At 38.6% G+C, this 18,794-nt stretch carries 17 protein-coding genes; 11 read left to right on the top strand and 6 right to left on the bottom strand.

Annotated elements, in window-relative coordinates; translation table 11 throughout:
* Nucleotides 1-23 precede the first annotated feature (23 nt).
* The 3 genes from ACNKXS_RS10970 to ACNKXS_RS10960 form a co-directional block, all read right to left on the bottom strand.
* Nucleotides 24-539, bottom strand: a complete 516-nt coding sequence (locus tag ACNKXS_RS10970; protein WP_417920882.1) for a redoxin domain-containing protein — start codon at nt 537-539, stop codon at nt 24-26.
* A 79-nt stretch (nt 540-618) separates the two neighbouring features.
* The gene (locus ACNKXS_RS10965) at nt 619-1,647 is read right to left on the bottom strand and encodes a threonine aldolase family protein (RefSeq protein ID WP_417920881.1); all 1,029 of its coding nucleotides are present in this window, start codon (nt 1,645-1,647) and stop codon (nt 619-621) included.
* Between the two features lie 75 nt (nt 1,648-1,722).
* Entirely contained in the window at nt 1,723-4,110 is a 2,388-nt protein-coding gene (locus ACNKXS_RS10960) for a zinc-dependent metalloprotease (RefSeq protein WP_417920880.1), read from the bottom strand.
* 95 nt (nt 4,111-4,205) lie between these two features.
* Here ACNKXS_RS10960 and prfB point away from each other — a divergent pair.
* From prfB to ACNKXS_RS10940, 4 genes are all read left to right on the top strand, one after another.
* A protein-coding gene (gene prfB, locus ACNKXS_RS10955) for a peptide chain release factor 2 (RefSeq protein ID WP_417920879.1) occupies nt 4,206-5,304 on the top strand; the annotation gives its coding sequence in 2 pieces (ribosomal slippage) (nt 4,206-4,268 and nt 4,270-5,304; 1,098 coding nt in all).
* A gap of 51 nt (nt 5,305-5,355) precedes the next feature.
* The gene (arsC, locus tag ACNKXS_RS10950) at nt 5,356-5,700 is read left to right on the top strand and encodes an arsenate reductase (glutaredoxin) (RefSeq protein WP_417920878.1); all 345 of its coding nucleotides are present in this window, start codon (nt 5,356-5,358) and stop codon (nt 5,698-5,700) included.
* Nucleotides 5,701-5,711: 11 nt separating this feature from the next.
* On the top strand, nt 5,712-6,080 hold the full coding sequence (locus ACNKXS_RS10945) for a hypothetical protein (RefSeq protein WP_298525766.1): 369 nt from the start codon (nt 5,712-5,714) through the stop codon (nt 6,078-6,080).
* Nucleotides 6,081-6,191: 111 nt separating this feature from the next.
* On the top strand, nt 6,192-8,693 hold the full coding sequence (locus ACNKXS_RS10940) for a TonB-dependent receptor (RefSeq protein WP_417920877.1): 2,502 nt from the start codon (nt 6,192-6,194) through the stop codon (nt 8,691-8,693).
* A gap of 50 nt (nt 8,694-8,743) precedes the next feature.
* On the opposite strand, the gene ACNKXS_RS10935 is transcribed toward ACNKXS_RS10940, so the two are convergent.
* Together ACNKXS_RS10935 and ACNKXS_RS10930 are read right to left on the bottom strand one after the other, a co-directional pair.
* Nucleotides 8,744-8,920, bottom strand: a complete 177-nt coding sequence (locus tag ACNKXS_RS10935; protein WP_026916335.1) for a hypothetical protein — start codon at nt 8,918-8,920, stop codon at nt 8,744-8,746.
* A 264-nt stretch (nt 8,921-9,184) separates the two neighbouring features.
* Entirely contained in the window at nt 9,185-9,370 is a 186-nt protein-coding gene (locus ACNKXS_RS10930) for a hypothetical protein (RefSeq protein WP_417920876.1), read from the bottom strand.
* 422 nt (nt 9,371-9,792) lie between these two features.
* On the opposite strand from ACNKXS_RS10930, the gene fumC reads away from it, so the two are divergent.
* The gene (gene fumC, locus ACNKXS_RS10925; RefSeq protein ID WP_417920875.1) at nt 9,793-11,190 is read left to right on the top strand and encodes a class II fumarate hydratase; all 1,398 of its coding nucleotides are present in this window, start codon (nt 9,793-9,795) and stop codon (nt 11,188-11,190) included.
* A gap of 76 nt (nt 11,191-11,266) precedes the next feature.
* Here fumC and ACNKXS_RS10920 read toward each other — a convergent pair whose 3' ends face one another.
* Nucleotides 11,267-14,428 carry a cytochrome c biogenesis protein CcsA gene (locus ACNKXS_RS10920; RefSeq protein WP_417920874.1) on the bottom strand — a complete coding sequence of 1,054 codons (3,162 nt, stop codon included), beginning with the start codon at nt 14,426-14,428 and terminating at the stop codon, nt 11,267-11,269.
* 126 nt (nt 14,429-14,554) lie between these two features.
* Between ACNKXS_RS10920 and ACNKXS_RS10915 the strand changes: the two genes are divergently transcribed.
* Genes ACNKXS_RS10915 through ACNKXS_RS10890 form a run of 6 tightly spaced genes read left to right on the top strand, consistent with a single transcriptional unit; the run spans nt 14,555 to nt 18,771 of the window.
* Nucleotides 14,555-15,316, top strand: a complete 762-nt coding sequence (locus ACNKXS_RS10915; RefSeq protein ID WP_417920873.1) for a Rossmann-like and DUF2520 domain-containing protein — start codon at nt 14,555-14,557, stop codon at nt 15,314-15,316.
* Complete coding sequence (locus ACNKXS_RS10910; protein WP_417920872.1) at nt 15,300-15,815, top strand: KdsC family phosphatase; 516 nt, start codon at nt 15,300-15,302, stop codon at nt 15,813-15,815. The genes ACNKXS_RS10915 and ACNKXS_RS10910 overlap by 17 nt, the downstream gene beginning before the upstream one ends.
* Nucleotides 15,816-16,730 carry a geranylgeranylglycerol-phosphate geranylgeranyltransferase gene (locus tag ACNKXS_RS10905; protein ID WP_417920871.1) on the top strand — a complete coding sequence of 305 codons (915 nt, stop codon included), beginning with the start codon at nt 15,816-15,818 and terminating at the stop codon, nt 16,728-16,730.
* 2 nt (nt 16,731-16,732) lie between these two features.
* A complete protein-coding gene (locus ACNKXS_RS10900; RefSeq protein WP_417920870.1) occupies nt 16,733-17,320 on the top strand; it encodes a Maf family nucleotide pyrophosphatase in 588 nt (195 codons plus the stop codon).
* Between the two features lie 24 nt (nt 17,321-17,344).
* Nucleotides 17,345-18,232 (top strand): septum formation inhibitor Maf, encoded by an 888-nt coding sequence (locus ACNKXS_RS10895; protein ID WP_417920869.1) that lies wholly within the window; start codon nt 17,345-17,347, stop codon nt 18,230-18,232.
* Entirely contained in the window at nt 18,232-18,771 is a 540-nt protein-coding gene (locus ACNKXS_RS10890; protein ID WP_295180240.1) for a mechanosensitive ion channel domain-containing protein, read from the top strand. The genes ACNKXS_RS10895 and ACNKXS_RS10890 overlap by 1 nt, the downstream gene beginning before the upstream one ends.
* Nucleotides 18,772-18,794: the final 23 nt, after the last annotated feature.

The following is an 18,794-nucleotide window of genomic DNA, read 5'->3' as shown; positions in this document are numbered from 1 at the left end:
TTTTTTTGTTTGTTCTAAAATTCCTATGCCTCTCCTCTGGCAGGGTAATCTTCTTTATTCACAAAAGAGATGGACTTAATGAGATCTACAAACTGTGGTCTTGCGAAAGGCATCGACTGTATGCTCGCTGAATATAAAGTGCTGTCAGGTCTTATCAGAAACAAAGCTGGCTCTACGAATTCAGCAGGTTCAGAATCTTTAATCCCTTCAGAAACATACAAATCCCATTTTCTTCCATCTTCCACATCAAAACTATGACCTATAGTTAAGTTATCGACATCCCATTCTTCCACCGTTTTCTCAGCCAAATCCTTCGTATTGGAACTTACACAGATAATATTGACTCCTTTATCTTTGAAATCACCCACCATGGTGTTCAATTCTTCCAGGTAGCTTTTACAAACCGGGCAGTGTATCCCTCGGTAAAAAATAAGCATGGTAAAATTCTCAGGTTGATTATCTCTCAGGTTCCAGTCCATACCATTAGTAGTTTTCACTATAAGTTCTGGAACTGCCTGTCTTGGTCTTAAATTTTTCATTGCTTTAAGTTTTTTCGAAAATTACAGGAAAGTCTATTTCTTCTGTGATAAGGCCCTGCTAATATTTAGTTAAGAAACTCTAGAAACGTATTTCCTGCAAGGTTTCCATAAAGAATTGGTGCATCTCCTCAGTATAATCATGATGTGTTACAATTCTAAGTTTTCCCTGTCCCATATTACTAATTCGTATGTTCTTCTCATCGAGCTTTTGCATAAACTCCAATTCTTTTACATCATCCTTCAGATAGAAAATAATAATGTTAGTTTCGGTTGGTTCAAGACTTTTGACATAAGGTTGTTGCGCTAATAATTCTGAAAGTTCTGCTGCGCGATCATTATCTTTCTTCAGCTGCTCAAGATGATTATCCAGAGCATAGATTCCCGCAGCAGCCATAAAACCTACCTGTCGCATTCCTCCTCCAAGAACTTTTCGCACTCTAATGGCATTTTTCATCAGAGATTTTTTACCTATAAGAACTGAACCCATCGGAGTTCCCAAACCTTTGGAAAGACAAACTGAAATGGTATCGAATACTTTTCCGAAGTCTTTAGGAGTATAATCTTTTTCAGCAAAAGCATTGAAAAGTCTCGCTCCATCAAGATGCAAACCAAGTTCATGGCGATCGCACACTTTGCGAATCTCCTGAATGGTTTCAAGCTCATAACATGCTCCTCCACCTTTGTTCGTAGTGTTTTCAAGACAAACAAGAGTGGTCAACGGACTATGATAAAAATCTGGTGCGTTTATATTTTCTTCTACCTGAGAAGCAGTGATCATCCCACGATCTCCATCTACAAGTTTACAGGAAACACCACTATTAAAAGACACACCACCACCCTCATAATTGAAAACATGCGCCCATTTATCGCAAATGAGCTGTTCCCCGGGTTGTGTATGTAATTTAATCGCTGCCTGGTTCGCCATACTTCCGGTAGGAAAAAATAAGGCTTCATCCATCCCAAACATATCAGCTAGCTTTTTCTCGAGAGCATTGATAGTTGGATCTTCTTTATATACATCATCACCAACTTCCGCAGTCATCATCGCCTGCATCATTCCTTTCGTTGGCCTGGTTACCGTATCACTTCTTAAATCTATTTCATTCATTGCATCATTTTTACTGCTCGCTAAGTTAAAAACTTAAAATCTCCTGCCAATCCTAATTCAGCCTGGATAAAACATTTAGTTACCAATCGGCGATCCATCAGGTATCTTCGGAATATTCAGCTTCAACTGAAATTGCTCTGGATGTTCCCTGAATTCTTTAATATTTCTCAGCATTTCTCTGTTTACTGCGGAATTGTTCTTCCGAAGCCATTGTTGCAGCTCATCAATTTCAGCGTTCACAATTAATTTAACCATGCTCGTAGAGTTATCACCGGCTGCAAGATTTAGAAGGTGTTTAAAAACCACGAAATTGATCGTTTGCTGGACTTTATTAAGATACTCATCATTATAATCTGACTTAATAGTATTACGAACAGTTTCCTGCAGCAAAAACTCCAGACCTGGATTACTATTATCTACTGCTTTCTGCTGAATTAACCTTTCAGCTCTTGCAGGGTGAAAAAGGAATTGCATAGTCATTCCTGCTGCAGTAGCTGGAGCTCCGAAAATATCGAAGGCAACATCGGTATTACTTTTAAAACTTTCGCGGTCACGACTATATCCAAAAGCACGAGGCGGAAACAGCTCCAGCTTCTCCTTAGGAATTGCAATTTCTTCAGCTTTGAGAGTTTTCAATATCTCTTTAGTCGCCTTCTTCTGAATATTGCCATCCAGAATTTTTACATTTAAATTATCCGCTCCTTTGACGGCATATTCATATTCGAGTCCGCCCACAAGTTTTACTGCGGCTTCAGTTTGGTACCTATGGAAAAAATATAACGGTACAAACACATCTTCCAGGACTGAAAATGGCTCACCATTTCTAATATTATCAGCTGAAAAGTTTTGTATTGCCTGTTTACGGATATCCAGAACATCTCGAAGTTCGTCAACCGCGTTATTACCATTATCCCATAAGTGAGCGAATGCATTTGCTCCTCCTGCAGCCCGCGCATCAGCATCAGAGATAAAAATGAGCCCTTTTTTTTGGGCGTCTTCAAGAGTCTCATTCAAATATTCAACATCTTTTTTACCCTTCGGTATATCCCCATAACTATATTGAACAGTAACCTTGTCCCATTCTCCTATTCCCGTAACATAGGCATCTTCCGCAGAAATTTCTCCATTTTCCAAACTAAATTGTGGATGAGGATAGTCCATTACAGATGCACGGTCATTCGTACTTGCCGCAAAATTATGTGCAAATCCTATAGTGTGCCCCACCTCATGGGCAGACAGCTGTCTAATTCTGGCCAGCGCAAGTTTCATCATAGGTTCAATATTCTCATCAGATTTTGCAAATGGTTTACTTAAAAGCGCCTGTGCTATCATAAAATCTTGGCGAATCCTCAAACTACCCAAACTTACGTGCCCCTTAATGATCTCACCAGTTCTTGGATCTACAACGCTCGCTCCGTAGCTCCAGCCCCTGGTAGATCTATGAACCCACTGGATCACATTATATCTAACATCCAAAGGATCAGCGTATTCAGGCAGCATTCTCACCTGAAAGGCATCTTTATACCCAATGGCTTCGTAAGCTTCGTTCCACCAGGCTGCACCTTCCAGTAACGCAGAGCGTACAGGTTCGGGAGTCCCGGGGTCCAGGTAATAAACAATAGGCTCAACAGCTTCGCTTACTAAGGAATCTGGATTCTTTTTTTCCAGCCTGTGCCGTATCGCATAACGTTTTGTGATTGGTTCATAAACCAGACTTGCATAATCCTGGTAAGAAATGAAAATTGTACCGCTTCTGGGATCGAATACACGTTTCTTATAATTATCGTCTGGTAACTTCACAAAAGAATGATGCTGCTTAACCGTAAGATTACGGGCGTCTGGCACTACAGAATTTACTGTCCTTCCCGTGGGTTTTCCCGAAAATGTAAGAAGTGCTTCGAATTCCACGTTCTCTGGAAAGGCTTTAGTTCGATCCAGGCTCAGAGCACTCTTTGACTTGTCGAGGCTATAAGAACCAAATTTACCTTTCTTCAGCTTCTCACTAACGCCATGTGCATCTTGCATTAGAAACGGTGTAAGATCAATGATATAAGTTGATTCTTTAGTTTCTTTGATTTCGAAACCAAATATTACCGACTCTGCAAATGCTTCTTTAACACTATTCTTTTCAGCCTGATTGGAAGTGATCGCGCGATAATTTTGGTTGGGCTCCACTAATAGCAATTTATTACCTGCCTTTCTAAATTCCAGAATCTTCGTATTGCCTAGTTGGCCCCTGTCCAGACCAATATCATTTGATCCTACTCCGGTGGTTAAGAACTGGGTATATAAAAAAGCAGTATTTAAGCGGTCAACTTCCAGGTAGATCTCGTCCTCATTTTCGTTATAGTGAAAATCAAAAAATCCGTCATAAGATTTCAGACCCTCTTTTTTCTCAAGGAACTGGGCGTTTATGGATATTGATATACTGAATGCCAGAAAGATAGATAAGACGTAGCGCATAGATGGATTTTTTAAAGCCGTCTAAAGCTAAAAATTATTCGTTAAATACTTTCCCGAAACACCCCTAAATTCTATTTTTACATCAAATCGAACATATGATTACTACCGAGAACATAAGAGATCTCAAAGAGCGCCTGGTTGCGTTAAGGAGGTATCTTTGACATTGATGCCAAGAAGATTGAAATAACCAATATGGAGGAAAAGACCTTTGCTCCAGACTTCTGGAATGACCCTAAAAAGGCTGAACAGATTATGAGAGAGGTCAATGCTGAGAAAAGTTGGGTGAATGAATATGCAAAAGCCGAAACTTTAGTAGAGGATCTTGAGGTTCTCTACGAGTTCTATAAGGAGGGTGAGGCTTCTGCGGAAGATGTTCAGAAAAGAAATGACGATGCTCTTGATCTTATAGAAGACCTCGAGTTTAAAAACATGCTTTCCGAAGAAGGAGACAGCATGAGTGCGGTTTTACAAATTACTGCAGGTGCTGGTGGTACTGAAAGTTGCGACTGGGCTGAAATGCTTATGCGTATGTACATGATGTGGGCTGAAAAGCGAAAGTATAAGATAAGGGAACTGAATTACCAGGGCGGTGATGTAGCTGGAATTAAAACGGTTACACTGGAAATCGAAGGTGAATTTGCCTTTGGTTGGCTAAAAGGTGAAAATGGAGTACACAGACTTGTAAGAATTTCACCTTTCGATAGTAATGCCAAACGGCACACCTCGTTTGCTTCTGTTTATGTGTACCCACTTGTAGATGATACGATAGAAATTGACATCAATCCTTCAGATCTTAGCTGGGAAACCATGAGATCTTCCGGAGCCGGTGGACAGAACGTAAATAAAGTAGAGACCGCTGTGCGTCTTCGTCATGAGCCGACTGGAATCGTTATTGAAAATTCTGAGACCAGGTCTCAGCTTGAAAATAAGAACAAGGCGATGCAGTTATTAAAGAGCCAGTTATTTGAAATTGAACTTCAGAAAAGACAGGCACAACGAAGAGAAATCGAAGATTCAAAAATGAAAATAGAATGGGGCTCGCAGATTCGTAACTACGTAATGCATCCTTATAAACTCGTGAAAGATGTTAGAACTGCGGAAGAAACTGGAAATGTTGATGCTGTAATGGACGGCGCTATCGATCCTTTTCTGAAAGCTTTTTTGATGATGATGGGCCAGAAAAATGAAGATTAGTTCATACTAAAGCTTTTATGATTTAATCTGAAATGTATATATTAAGACTTGATGAAATACACTATTTACCATAACGCAAGATGTAAGAAATCAAGAGAAGGACTCGAACTTCTGAAGAATTCTGGTAAAGAATTTGTGATCAGGGAGTACCTTAAAGAACCACTTTCAGCAAAAGAGCTTAAACTGCTACTTGCCAAATTAAATTATACCCCTATTCAATTAGTACGAACTGGGGAAAAAATCTGGAAAGATAATTATAAAGGGAAAGATCTAAGTAAAGATGAATTAATCCATATTATGGTCGAGCACCCCAAATTGATCGAAAGACCTATTATTGAAAATGATAAAAATGCAGTAGTTGGAAGACCTGCTACTGAAATTGATAAATTGCTATAATTACTACTCATATGAAACTACAATACAGGATTACAATTATTGGTCTGGCCGCTGCGGCAGTAGCTGGTTTCGTATACTCCCAGATCCATATTCATGAAAAAAATCGCAGGGAAATTAGGGAAATTGCCGCTGAGCTTGCTCTAACCTGGAAAAATCAGTTAAACCTCACCTTAGACCAGACGCAACTTCTGGAAGATTCGATCATAGAATACACTATTAAGAAGAACGAGATCATTAATTCCAGTTTAGGAACAGGGCAGCAAGTGAATAAATTGAAAACTATCCAGAAGAGCGAATATAAATCACTTCAAAGATTTCTGGATGAAGAGCAATTCGAAAATTATATTCATTTGAACAAACAGCTTACCAGAAAATCCTGATTTACAAATAGCTGCAATTGTTTATTCAAATAAATTTTGCGCTTAACAATATTTTAACCCTCGTTCATTAAACTAAGTGGGTTTCCCATGGTCATAGGGTAAAATTATATAATGACCAATCGGAAGATCTACACCTTAAGTTTACTATTCCTGTTTATCGGCTTGCTGAGTTTTAAATCTAATGCTCAGGGCCCTTCACCTCTTAAAAAATACACCATTTCCGGTAAGGTTCTGGACGACGAGCTAAATGTTCCTCTGGAATACGCTACTGTCGCAGTTCAGAATACCAACGATCCTTCAAAAGTGGATGGAACTGTTACCAATATAGATGGTGAATTTGAGATCACGGTGCAGGAAGGTACCTATACGATCACCGTAGAATTTATCTCTTACGAATCCAAAGTCTTCAAGAACCGAAATGTAAATTCAGATCTGGACCTGGGAACTATACTGCTTGGTTTAGGATCTGAAAATCTTGACGAAGTAGTTGTTCGGGCAGAAACTACACAAGTAGATGTAAGACTTGACAAGAAAATCTACAACATTGGAAAAGATCTTACCACTGCCGGAGGAACAGTAAGTGATGCATTAAACAACGTGCCATCTGTTACTGTAGATATTGATGGAGGAATAAGCCTTCGTGGTAATGAAAATGTTAAGATTCTTATCAATGGTAAGCCTTCAGCAATGGCTGGATTTGGTGACACTAATGTTCTGAATAATTTACCGGCAGACGCTATACAACGTGTAGAGGTTATCACCTCTCCTTCCGCAAGATATGATGCAGAAGGTACTGCTGGTATCCTGAACATTATTCTTACCCAAAAGGAGACACTTGGTTTTAATGGCTCTTTCACGGTGAATGTTGGTACTCCAACAAATGCAGGTGCAAATGCGAACCTTAACTACCGTACAGAAAAGTTCAATTTATTTACAACAACGGGAGTTCGATATAATGAATCCCCAGGTGGCGGATTTTTCGATACCAGATATTTTGAAAATAGTTCAACAGATTATTCCAGAATCTACGAAGACAGGGATATCGATCGACTCAGCCGAAATTTCAATACCAACTTTGGTATGGAATACTTTCTAAACGATCAATCATCTGTAACTGGAACAATTTTCTACAGAGGTGGTAATGATGTGGATATTACTACGAATAATTCTGATTACTTCACGAGTGATGCTGGTCTTGTTCTGCAGACCGAACGTCGCGAAAGACAGGAGGAAGATGATAATAGCTGGCAATTTGCTTTAAACTACATCAATAATTTTGATGATAAGGGTCACACCCTAACCGCAGATTTCCAGTATGAGATCGATGGTGAAACTCAGGCTACCAGAATTACGGAAGATATTTTTGACAATCCTGGTAATATAGATTTTGCCTTGATTGGTGAGAACGTTAACCAGATCGAAGATCAAACAGAAATTTTAATTCAAACTGATTACGTTCTTCCTCTAGGAGAAAATTCTCAATTCGAAGCCGGTTACCGTGGTAATTTCGAGAATGAAGTAACAGATTATGAATTATTTCAGGAAGATGTGAATTCAGGTAGTTTTATTCTGAATGAAACTCTAACAAACGAATTCGATTATACTGAAAATGTAAATGCACTTTATACTCAATATGGTAGTAAATTTGGGCAGATTTCCTTTTTACTTGGGTTGAGATTAGAAAATACGCAGCTGAAGGGTAAGATCGAAAGCGAACTTACAGATGCTCAACTAGAAGAAGCTTTTGGTATACCTATAGATACAGATTTTGATAATAATTACCTGGGACTATTTCCAACTGTAAACCTTATCTACGAGGTTGCTGAAGAAGAAAATATTACATTAGGTTACAATAGAAGGATTAACAGACCTAGAGGTTGGTTTATCAATCCTTTCCCTTCTCGTAGTAGTACCAATAATGTATTCCAGGGGAATCCTAATCTAAGTCCGGCATACTCAAATGCTTTCGATCTTGGATACTTGAAAAGATGGGAGAAGCTTACTTTGACCTCTTCTATCTATTATCAACATGAAACCGATTCATTCGAAAGAATTGAAGACAATGTTGCAGGAACGAATATCGTACGTACGATCCCGGTTAATCTTTCCAGTAATGACCGTACAGGTGCCGAATTAGGCTTATTATATAATCCAGCAGATTGGTTGAGACTGAATGGTAGTTTTAATTTCTTCAGATTTAAAACTGAAGGTGATTATAATGGTAGAAGTTATGATGCTGAAAACAATAGCTGGTTCGCTCGTTTTAGTTCTAAAGTGACGCTTCCTGCTAAGATTGACTGGCAAACGAATGCTTTTTACAGAGGTGCAGCTGAAGGTGTACAGGGAACTCAGGAAGGCATTCTTTCTCTGGATCTGGCTTTTAGCAAAGATATTTTCAAGGAAAGAGCGACTATTTCTTTAAACGTTCGTGACTTGTTAAACTCAAGAAAAAGAGATTCTTATACCTTAACCGATACATATGAAAGAGATAGTGAATTTCAGTGGAGACAGGGACAGAATGTGACAATATCCATGATCTATAGATTCAACCAGAAAAAACAAAGACAGAACCGTAGAGGTGGTGACGAAGATTTCGATGAAGGGGAATACTAATTCTGGTATAACAGGAAATAAAAAAAGGGACTTAAATAAGTCCCTTTTTTTTATGCTTTTTCCGCTTTAGCCTTTTTACGAGCTTCACGTTTTTCTTTGATCAATTCTCCAACAGACCCACCGATCCAATAAGGAACGAAAGCTACCAGGAAGATCATAAGCCAGAAACCCATCGTTAATATCGTAAGGAACGCTAAAAATCCAAGGTATTGATCGAATTCGAACATAATGGTAAAGTTTGATTTAAATCAGGTCAAAGATATAAATACCTGATCGCTTATCACAGGAATTTGAGCACTTTTTAAAGAATTAATAAACTTAGGGAATTGTTCGTCTTTTGATTGATGAGATTAAAGCCGAATATTCAACTTAAATTGCCCCTCTATTGGTGCGTAATTACATTGCTGTTCGTTCCACAATTTACTACAGGAGATCTTTCCTTCGATACGATCATCAAAATTGCTCGTGATCTCGATATAGTTGGTCCTGTCTTATAGAGAACCATTAGGCATAATTGCCCATAGCTCCTGACCGTGAGTACTAAAACTCAACCAGTTCTTGTTGAAAACCTGGCCACCAAGACTGTAAATTCCAATGCCGGCAAAATTATCGATCTGAAAATCGAGAATCTCAACATTATCAGAAATAGATCGTACATTCAAACTAACCGTTCCCATGGAATTATAATCTTTATGGAAGCTCAGAGCAGCAGAATTATTAGATGAGTTAAAAAGAACTCCGTTTACATCAGCATTCAGAAATTGATCTAAATCTGCAGGACCATCATCATTAGTACTACAACTTACGAGGGATATTGAAACTACTAATGAATGTAGTTAAACAATAGACTAAAAATAAGGCTAGTTGAGCTGCAATGAAAAGGGGTTTTCCCCCTATTTAATACTTAAAATAATGTATAACAATATTTTAAACCATCATGATAATCTATAATAGATAGAGTTTCAGGGTTTTTTGAAGTGATCAAAAGCCGATTTGCCATCAAATTAATTCAGAATATAAGAACCACCAATTTTAAAGTTTTTTTAGATTAATAAGATTAGCGAAATATTAACTTTGCGAAACAACCAATTTTTAAAATATGGACTATAGAATAGAGAAAGATACCATGGGGGAAGTTAAAGTTCCTTCAGATAAACTCTGGGGTGCTCAAACTGAACGTTCCCGTAATAATTTCAAAATTGGACCTGCGTCCTCCATGCCACTTGATATTATATATGGTTTCGCTTACTTAAAGAAAGCTGCTGCATATACAAACTGTGAACTTGGAGTTCTCCCTGTGGAAAAGAGAGACCTTATCTCTCAGGTTTGTGATGAGATCCTGGAGGGTAAACACGATGATCAGTTTCCATTGGTGATCTGGCAAACCGGAAGTGGTACACAGAGCAACATGAATGTGAACGAAGTGATCGCAAACCGAGCTCACCAGATCGCAGGTAAGAATATTGGTGAAGGGGAAAAAACACTTCAGCCAAATGATGATGTGAATAAATCTCAATCTTCAAACGATACATTCCCGACCGGAATGCATATTGCTGCGTATAAAAAAGTGACTACGAATACTCTTCCCGGGTTGAAGAAACTAAGAGATACTTTAAAGAAGAAATCTGAAGAATTCAAGCATACCGTAAAAATAGGGCGTACGCATTTTATGGATGCCACTCCCCTAACCCTAGGTCAGGAATTCAGCGGTTACGTAGCTCAGTTGGATTATGGCATAAAAGCACTGGAAAACACTTTACCACATTTATCTGAAGTTGCTTTAGGTGGAACTGCGGTAGGAACCGGGCTTAATACTCCGAAAGGATATTCAAAAAGGGTTGCTGAGTTTATCGCAAAATTCACGGAGATGCCTTTTATCTCTGCTGGAAATAAATTTGAAGCTTTGGCAGCCCATGATGCATTTGTAGAAACTCACGGAGCATTAAAACAGATTGCTGTTTCGCTGAACAAAATAGGAAATGACATCAGAATGCTTGCTTCCGGACCAAGAAGTGGTATTGGAGAGATCAATATCCCAGCTAACGAACCAGGTTCTTCCATCATGCCTGGTAAGGTTAATCCAACCCAGTGTGAAGCACTTACCATGGTTTGTGCCCAGGTCATGGGGAACGATGTAACCATGAGCGTAGGCGGAATGCAAGGACAGTTCGAACTAAACGTTTTTAAACCGGTAATGGCAAACGCTTTGCTACAAAGTGCACAGCTTATAGGTGATGCCTGTCTCTCTTTCGAAGAACATTGTGCACGTGGGATCGAAGCCAACGACAAACGCATCAAAGAGCATTTAAATAACTCATTAATGCTGGTTACTGCTTTGAATACCAAAATAGGATATTACAAAGCTGCTGAAATCGCTAATACAGCCCATAAGAATGGTACGACCTTAAAAGAAGAAGCTGCCAATCTAGGTTATGTCACAAACGAAGAATTTGATGAATGGGTAGATCCAAAAGACATGGTTGGAAATCTTAAATAATCAATTACCTTGAAATCAAAAAGCCTGCTTATAGAAGCAGGCTTTTTTTTTGATATCAAAATTTTTTAAAATTTATCTACTTCTTAGCAAAGTATTTCTTGTATTTAAAGTAGGATACAGTTCCTAAAATTGCTACAGCACCTAAAGTATAATAGATAAATGTTGGAGTGATCACCTTATCTCCACTCGCATAGGAATGCAAACCACTTAGGTAGAAATTCACTCCAAAATAGGTCATCATGATACTTGCAAAAGCAATAATCGCCATTAGGTTAAAAAACCATCTACTTCGTAAACCTGGAACCAGTCTCATATGGATCACAAAGGCATATACCATAATACTAATCAAAGCCCAGGTCTCTTTTGGATCCCAGCCCCAGTAACGTCCCCAGCTCTCATTAGCCCACTGGCCACCTAAGAAGTTTCCGATCGTCAGCATTACTAAACCAACCGTCAATGCCATTTCAGTAATGATCGTGATCTCTTTTATATTAATGTCCATTTTCTTCTTGTTCTTGTCATTGGTAAGGATCATTAATAGCAGCGAGACCACTCCAAGGATCATTCCCAGTGTAAACGGACCATAACTACCAACGATCACAGACACGTGGATCATTAACCAGTATGAATTTAGTACCGGCTGTAGATTGGCAATTGCCGGATCCATCCAGTTCCAGTGTGCGATCATAAGGATCATAGAAGCAACGAAAGCAGTAGATGCGATCGTAAGATTTGATTTTCTACCAAAGGCCAGCCCAAAGAACATAGTAGCCCAAGCCACGTAGATCATCGACTCATACGCATCACTCCAGGGAGCGTGTCCAGAAATATACCACCTGGCCGCAAGTCCTGCCGTATGCACTACAAAAAGAATGATGATCGCCGCCGCACCGGTATAAATAAGAGCTCGTATAATTTTATTGTCCTTAAAGATCTGGACAATCACAAACACCAGCATGGCCAGACCAGCAAGCATGTACATCCAGAACAGGTTTCTAAAGACATCATATTCATTGTATAAAATCTCAGCATTCACTTTATCTTCGGAAGGCATTACATCTCCCCCAAATTTCTCCTGAAAGCTTTGAATGCTTTCCAAATACTGATCTGCTTTTTCGTAATCGCTGGTCTCCCGTGCAGTTTTAAGAGCACTCATATATAGCGGAAGGATCTGCTTTGTATAAACCGAGTCCATTCCTGTGAAATTGGTTTCATCGAGTTCAGGATAGGAAACCCATTTATTATTCTCGTCTTCAGGAATAGGGAATATTTTAAGTACTTTTCCCTGTACTGCCTGGTATAAAAGATTTACTTTTTTATCTGTCTCTATAAAATCCTTCTGAAATTTATTCGGAACAGCTGCTTTATAAGCACCTTCCAGGTAAGGAGAAAGTTTATAACCTCCTTTTTCGTCGAAAAAGTCCATCAAAGCAAGGTATTTTCTACCTTCTTCTACATCAAGGATCTGGTGCAGACTATCGTTCTTCTTTTCTACATAAATAACCTGTGCCTGGTACCAGAATGCAGGATTTTCAGTAATAGAAACCAGCACCTGGTCTGAACTTAAACCAGCATAAGTATCACTTTTACTTAATTTTCGAAGTAATTCTGAAGAATATGTATTTGCAGGCTTCATTCTTCCTCCGGCATCCTGAATGATCAATCTTCCAAATTTATCAGCGTGCTCTTCTTTCACAGCATTAGATACAATGATACTATCGATCTGCTGTTTCGAATTCTGATTGTGAGCATGATCCTCATCTTGAGAAAAACCAACAGATGACATTAGCATTAATGCTACTATTGCCAGTGCCTTTTTCTTGTCTTTGATCTTTTCCAGCATCACTTTTAGATTACCAAAACGGGAACCTTTATCAAACAATATCCACATAAGTCCGAAATACAATAAGAAATAACCTATGTAAGTGATCCAGGTTCCCCAGAAATCACGGTTTATAGAAAGTACTGTACCCTTTTCATCCGGGTCAAAACTCGATTGGAAAAATCTATAACCTTTATGATCCAGTACGTGATTCATATAAATAGAATAAGGTTCAGGTTTTTCTCCATCTTCCACGATCTCCACTTCACTCCTGAAACTTGCGTAACCAGGTGTTGCTCTATCTGCAGTACCAGGGTATTTTTCTGCAATGAAATCGTTCAGTTTCAAAGCAAATGGCAGTTCTTTTTCAATACTGCCGTAATTAACAAAAACTTCCAATCCGTCAAAATTGATCGCCTGTGGATCTGCTACAGTTCCCTGTCCGCCCAACAATGTGATCGTTTCTGTCTTACCATTGGCTGTTATATCCAGCGTTACGGCATCAAGATCCTGCTTCGTTTTTGGGTTAGTAGGCATTACATCATATTCCCCGGTAACCACTGGTTCCGGAATTACGAATTGCATGCTTCCAACATTATAAAGCGACCTCAACATGAGAGTTTGTGTAGAATCACTAACTAAAGTTCCCTGCTTTTGATCTGCCATACGCATATAGGTCCCTTCAAATGGAGAATCTATCTGGTATTCCCCATTTTCAGTAAGCTGAATATTGATAGCGCCATCCTGAGGACTATTAAGCGTAAATAAGGTATTGTGGATATTGCTAACCTCACCTTCTTTAAGATAATGGTCGTGTCTTGAACCGTCCCCTGCTTCTACGATCTTAAGATAATTCTCACCATCTTCTGTAGGAACCAGAGCTTCTTCTGCACCATGAATAAAATTCGTAACTTCAAATTTTACAGGCGTGCCATTAAAATCGGTATTAAGAACATAGTCGTTCTCCACTTCAGGACCAAAAAGAACATCTTCCTGTAGCACTCGTCTTCTCGCCTCTCCATCGATCTCACCATCTATAAAGAAGGTCAGGTACGTCTCGTATGTCATGAACTTATTGGTAGTTTCACCTTCACGAATTGGCATCACCCCTTCATAGCTAATATACCTGGTTACAAAAGCTCCAATTAAGATGAGGATAAATGAAAGATGTAGTAATAAACTACTCCATTTTTCTTTTTCGTGAAGCTTATATCGCTTAATATTCCCAATGAAATTGATGAGAAGAAATAACATGATTCCTTCGAACCACCAGGTATTGTAAATTAGAATTCTTGCCGTTTCGATACTGTACCAGCTTTCTATAAAAGTTCCCATGGCCATGGCAATTGCAAAGATGATAAACAGGACGGCCATTATTCGGGTAGAAAAAAGGATAGAGGCTATTTTTTTCTGCATGAAAAAGTGTCTTTTTAACGGCTGCAAATTTAACGATATTTTATCGTTTCTATGCGGCGAATACGGCGAATCTCAAGTCAACACCTGTTAATTTCTAAACCTTGAAAATTTTGGTAATTTAGCCGCATGATAAAAGTAGTCATCCTGGGTGCCGGCAATGTTGGTATTCATTTATACCAAAACTTCAAGTTAACGCCTGAAGTTGATGTGATTCAATTGTTTAGCCGGAAACCTGAAAAATTAGACTTTATTGGAAATACTCCTGAAGTCATAAGTGATTATGCTAAGCTGGCTGAAGCAGATATTTACATTCTTGCAGTGCTAGATGAAGCAATTTCTGAGGTCGCTCAAAAATTAAGTATTAACACGGGACTTGTAGTTCATACTTCCGGCAGTGTAGCGATGGATAGTTTATCGATATTAGATAACTTCGGAATATTTTATCCATTGCAAACCTTCAGTAAAAATAAGGAAGTAAGTTTTTCAGACATTCCTCTTTGTATCGAGGCTAATTCAGAAGAAAATCTTGCGAAACTGAAGGAGTTAGGAGATATAATCTCTTCAAAGGTTTTCGAGGTAAATTCGGAACAACGACGAGCCTTGCACCTTTCCGCAGTGATCGTGAACAATTTTACTAATCACCTGTTCACCATAGCGGCAGATTATTGTCATGAAAACGAATTACCATTTGATATTTTAAGGCCGCTTATTCAGGAGACTTTCGATAAGATTCAGGATCTGCCCCCATATGACGCTCAAACTGGTCCAGCCCTGAGAAACGACAAAAATACAATCGAAACTCATTTAGAAATGCTGAATGAGGACCGAAAAATAATTTATAAAGCACTAACCGACTCTATTCAAAAAACACATGGAAAAAAGTTATAAAGAATACCTCAACCAGATCACTACATTCGTATTTGATGTTGATGGCGTATTAACCGATGGTTCATTACAGATTTCAACCAAAGGCGAGCTTTTAAGAACTATGAATACCAAGGACGGTTATGCTATGAAAATGGCTCTAAAAGCTGGATTTACCGTATGCATTATTAGCGGCGGTAAAAATGAAGGGGTTCGCGAGCGACTTCGTGGGCTTGGTATTACCGATATCTATCTTGGAGTGGACGATAAAGTGGAGCAAATGGATGAATTCTTTGACATTTACGACATTAAACCGGAGCAGGTATTATACATGGGTGATGATATTCCAGATTACTATCCTATGAAATTGGTAGGATTGCCTTGTTGCCCGCAGGATGCAGTTCCAGAATTAAAGGAAATTTCATTGTACGTATCTCATAAAAATGGAGGGGAAGGCTGTGTTCGGGACGTGATCGAGCAAGTGATGAAAGTTCAGGGAAAATGGATGGAAAAGAATTCATAAATGTTGGATTATTTTAAGCTGATAAGGCCAGGAAATTTGCTGTTTATTGCCCTTACCATGTATCTAATTAAATATGGTTTGTTCGAGCCGTTTGGTGTGGCGATCACCTTAAACCTATTTGGATTTTCCATGCTGGTACTGGCAGTAGTTTCGGTTGCTGCCTCTGGTTACGTGATCAATGATATTTTTGATGTAGAAGCCGATCAAAAAAATAAGCCATCCAAAACCTATATTCAAAGCGGTATTTCTGAAAAAAGTGCATACAGCATGTTCTTCGTGTTGAGCATTATTGGTGTTGGCTTAGGATTTTACGTTTCCAACATGATTGGTGTGCCGGGTTTTGCAGCATTTTTTATATTTGGCTCGGCAATTTTGTACCTCTACAATTCCCAGTTTCAGCAAAGCATTCTTATAGGGAACATTCTGGTAAGCCTTATCGTAGGTTTGATCCCAATAGGTGTTGGACTTTATGACCTGCTACCTGCGATCACTCCGCAGAATCAAACTACACAATCCACGATATTCTCTATTTTGATCGATTATTCCATCTTCGCATTCCTGGTGAATTTGCTTCGTGAAATCGTAAAGGATCAGGAGGATATTGATGGAGATTACAATGCCGGTTACAAAACATTGCCTATCGCACTTGGTAAAAAACGCACAAATCAGATATTGTTCTTATTAGGTCTTGCACCTATAGGTTTCCTGATCTATTATGTTTATGAATATCTCTTCGGAAACACGGCTGCTGTGGTCTACGCCTTATTTCTTTTGCTCGCTCCACTATTATTCTTCCAGGTAAATATCTGGACAGCATCAAAAAAATCTGAATACTCAAGGTTAAGTAAACTTTTAAAAGCTGTATTATTTTTCGGTTTACTATCTACAGGCCTATTACAATTTATAATCCTTTAACTATGATTCAGAATTTAATAAAAGACCACGAGATCATTCTTGCATCAGGCTCGCCCAGAAGACAGAAGTTTTTCGAAGATCTTCTAATTCCTGTGACCATAGATGTGCGCTCTGTAGACGAGATCTACCCCGAAATTCTAGAAGGCAGAGAGATCACAGATTTTCTTTCAAAATTAAAGGCAGAAGCATTCAAAAATCTACAAGCAAACCAGATATTGATTACGAGTGATACCATTGTGTATTGTGTTGCTAAGGCACTTGGAAAACCAAGAGATCATGATCACGCCGTGGAAATGATCAACATGCTATCAGGTAAAGAACACGAAGTCATTACTTCGGTATGTTTTACCTATAGAGAGAAGCAGGAAGTTCTAAATTACACCACCAAAGTAACATTTGCAGATCTTACGCAAGAAGAGATTGAGTTCTACGTAGCTAATTATAAACCTTTCGATAAAGCTGGTGGTTATGCCATACAGGAATGGATAGGTTTAATTGGGATCGAATCTATTAGCGGAAGCTACTTTAATGTGGTTGGTTTACCTACGAATCTGGTCTATAAAACCCTTAAACGCATACTTAAAGAGTAAAATTCGTAAATTGTCATCATAACGATGAAACGATACCTTACACTTTTCGCGATTTCAATGCTTATCATTTCCTGTGCAGACAGGGAATCCTACGGAAACGAATTCAGATTAACTGAAGAATTTAAGGACTACTGGTATTCCGGAAAAGCAGAAATTACTACTTACGATCTCGAACAATCCCGTTATGGTGAACTACGAAAAGGCACTGCTACGCTTATTTATGTAACTGAAGACTTTTCGGTAACAGAGTTAGTTAAATCAAGTGATGAAACTTTCAACAAAGTTTCTATCCTCAAACTGAACAGTACCAAGAATTTCAATACTGGTATCTATCCTTATAGCATCATGCAGAGTAGCTTCTTTCCTCTCAACGGAAATGAACATGCGCTAAAAATTTCAGCATCAGTTCAGGAATGGTGTGGCCAGGTTTTTATGCAATTAAATAACCGGGACGATTTTGATATTACCAGTCACTCTTATTTTGCCGGAGAAGCAGATCAATATTTAAAATTAAATCCAATTCATCTTGAAAATGAGATATGGAATTTACTAAGAATCGATCTTGATCGTGTTCCGGTAGGAACCTTTAAGATGCTTCCATCACTTGAATTTATAAGATTAAACCATATACCGGTAAATGCCTTAAATGCTGAAGGACAATTTCTTACCAATGAGCAGTTTCATGTCTACCAGTTGTACTATCCGCAATTAAATCGAACCATAAAGATTTATCTTAATAAAATACATCCTTTTACTATTGAAAAATGGGAAGAATCAGCTCCAGTAGACAATAGTCCTAACGCAGAAATTTTAACGACCACTGCCACGAAAAAAGCACGATTAAGAACCGATTACTGGAATAAAAATTCGAATAAAGATTTACATTTGCGCGAGAAATTAGAACTAGATTAATGAAGGAATTACTTCTCACCTACCGCTATGAATTACTGTATTCACTTGCAGTACTATTTATTTTACTTCTAATACAATTTTTACTGAGAACGGCCGCGAACAAGGTAGGTCGTAGAGGCGAGATTAACATCACCCGCACCAGGTTGATGTTTAAATACATTAATATTCTTATCATTCTTATCGCTGCATTCCTACTGGCGCTCGCCTGGGGTGTTGGATTAACAGATCTATCATTGATCTTCTCATCTGTATTCGCGGTAATTGGAGTTGCATTGTTCGCCATCTGGTCTATTTTGAGCAATGTAACCAGCGGAATCATTCTATTCTTTTCCTTTCCATATAAGATCGGTGATACTATCAAGATCCACGATAAGGATCTGGATATTGAGGCAGAGATCGAGGATATTAAGGCTTTCCATCTTCACCTTAGAACACGGGAAGGAGAACTTGTCACTTATCCTAACAACCTTATTCTACAAAAAGCGGTTACTCTTAAGCATCGCGTAGATGGCAAAGACGAAGGAAAAGATGCTCTCTAGCCTAAAAGATCTGAAATAGGGTT

It is taken from the genome of Christiangramia marina, assembly GCF_048285865.1.
GTDB lineage: Bacteria > Bacteroidota > Bacteroidia > Flavobacteriales > Flavobacteriaceae > Christiangramia > Christiangramia marina.
Note: the sequence above shows the minus strand (reverse complement) of the source record. Positions and strands in the feature narration are given on the sequence as shown.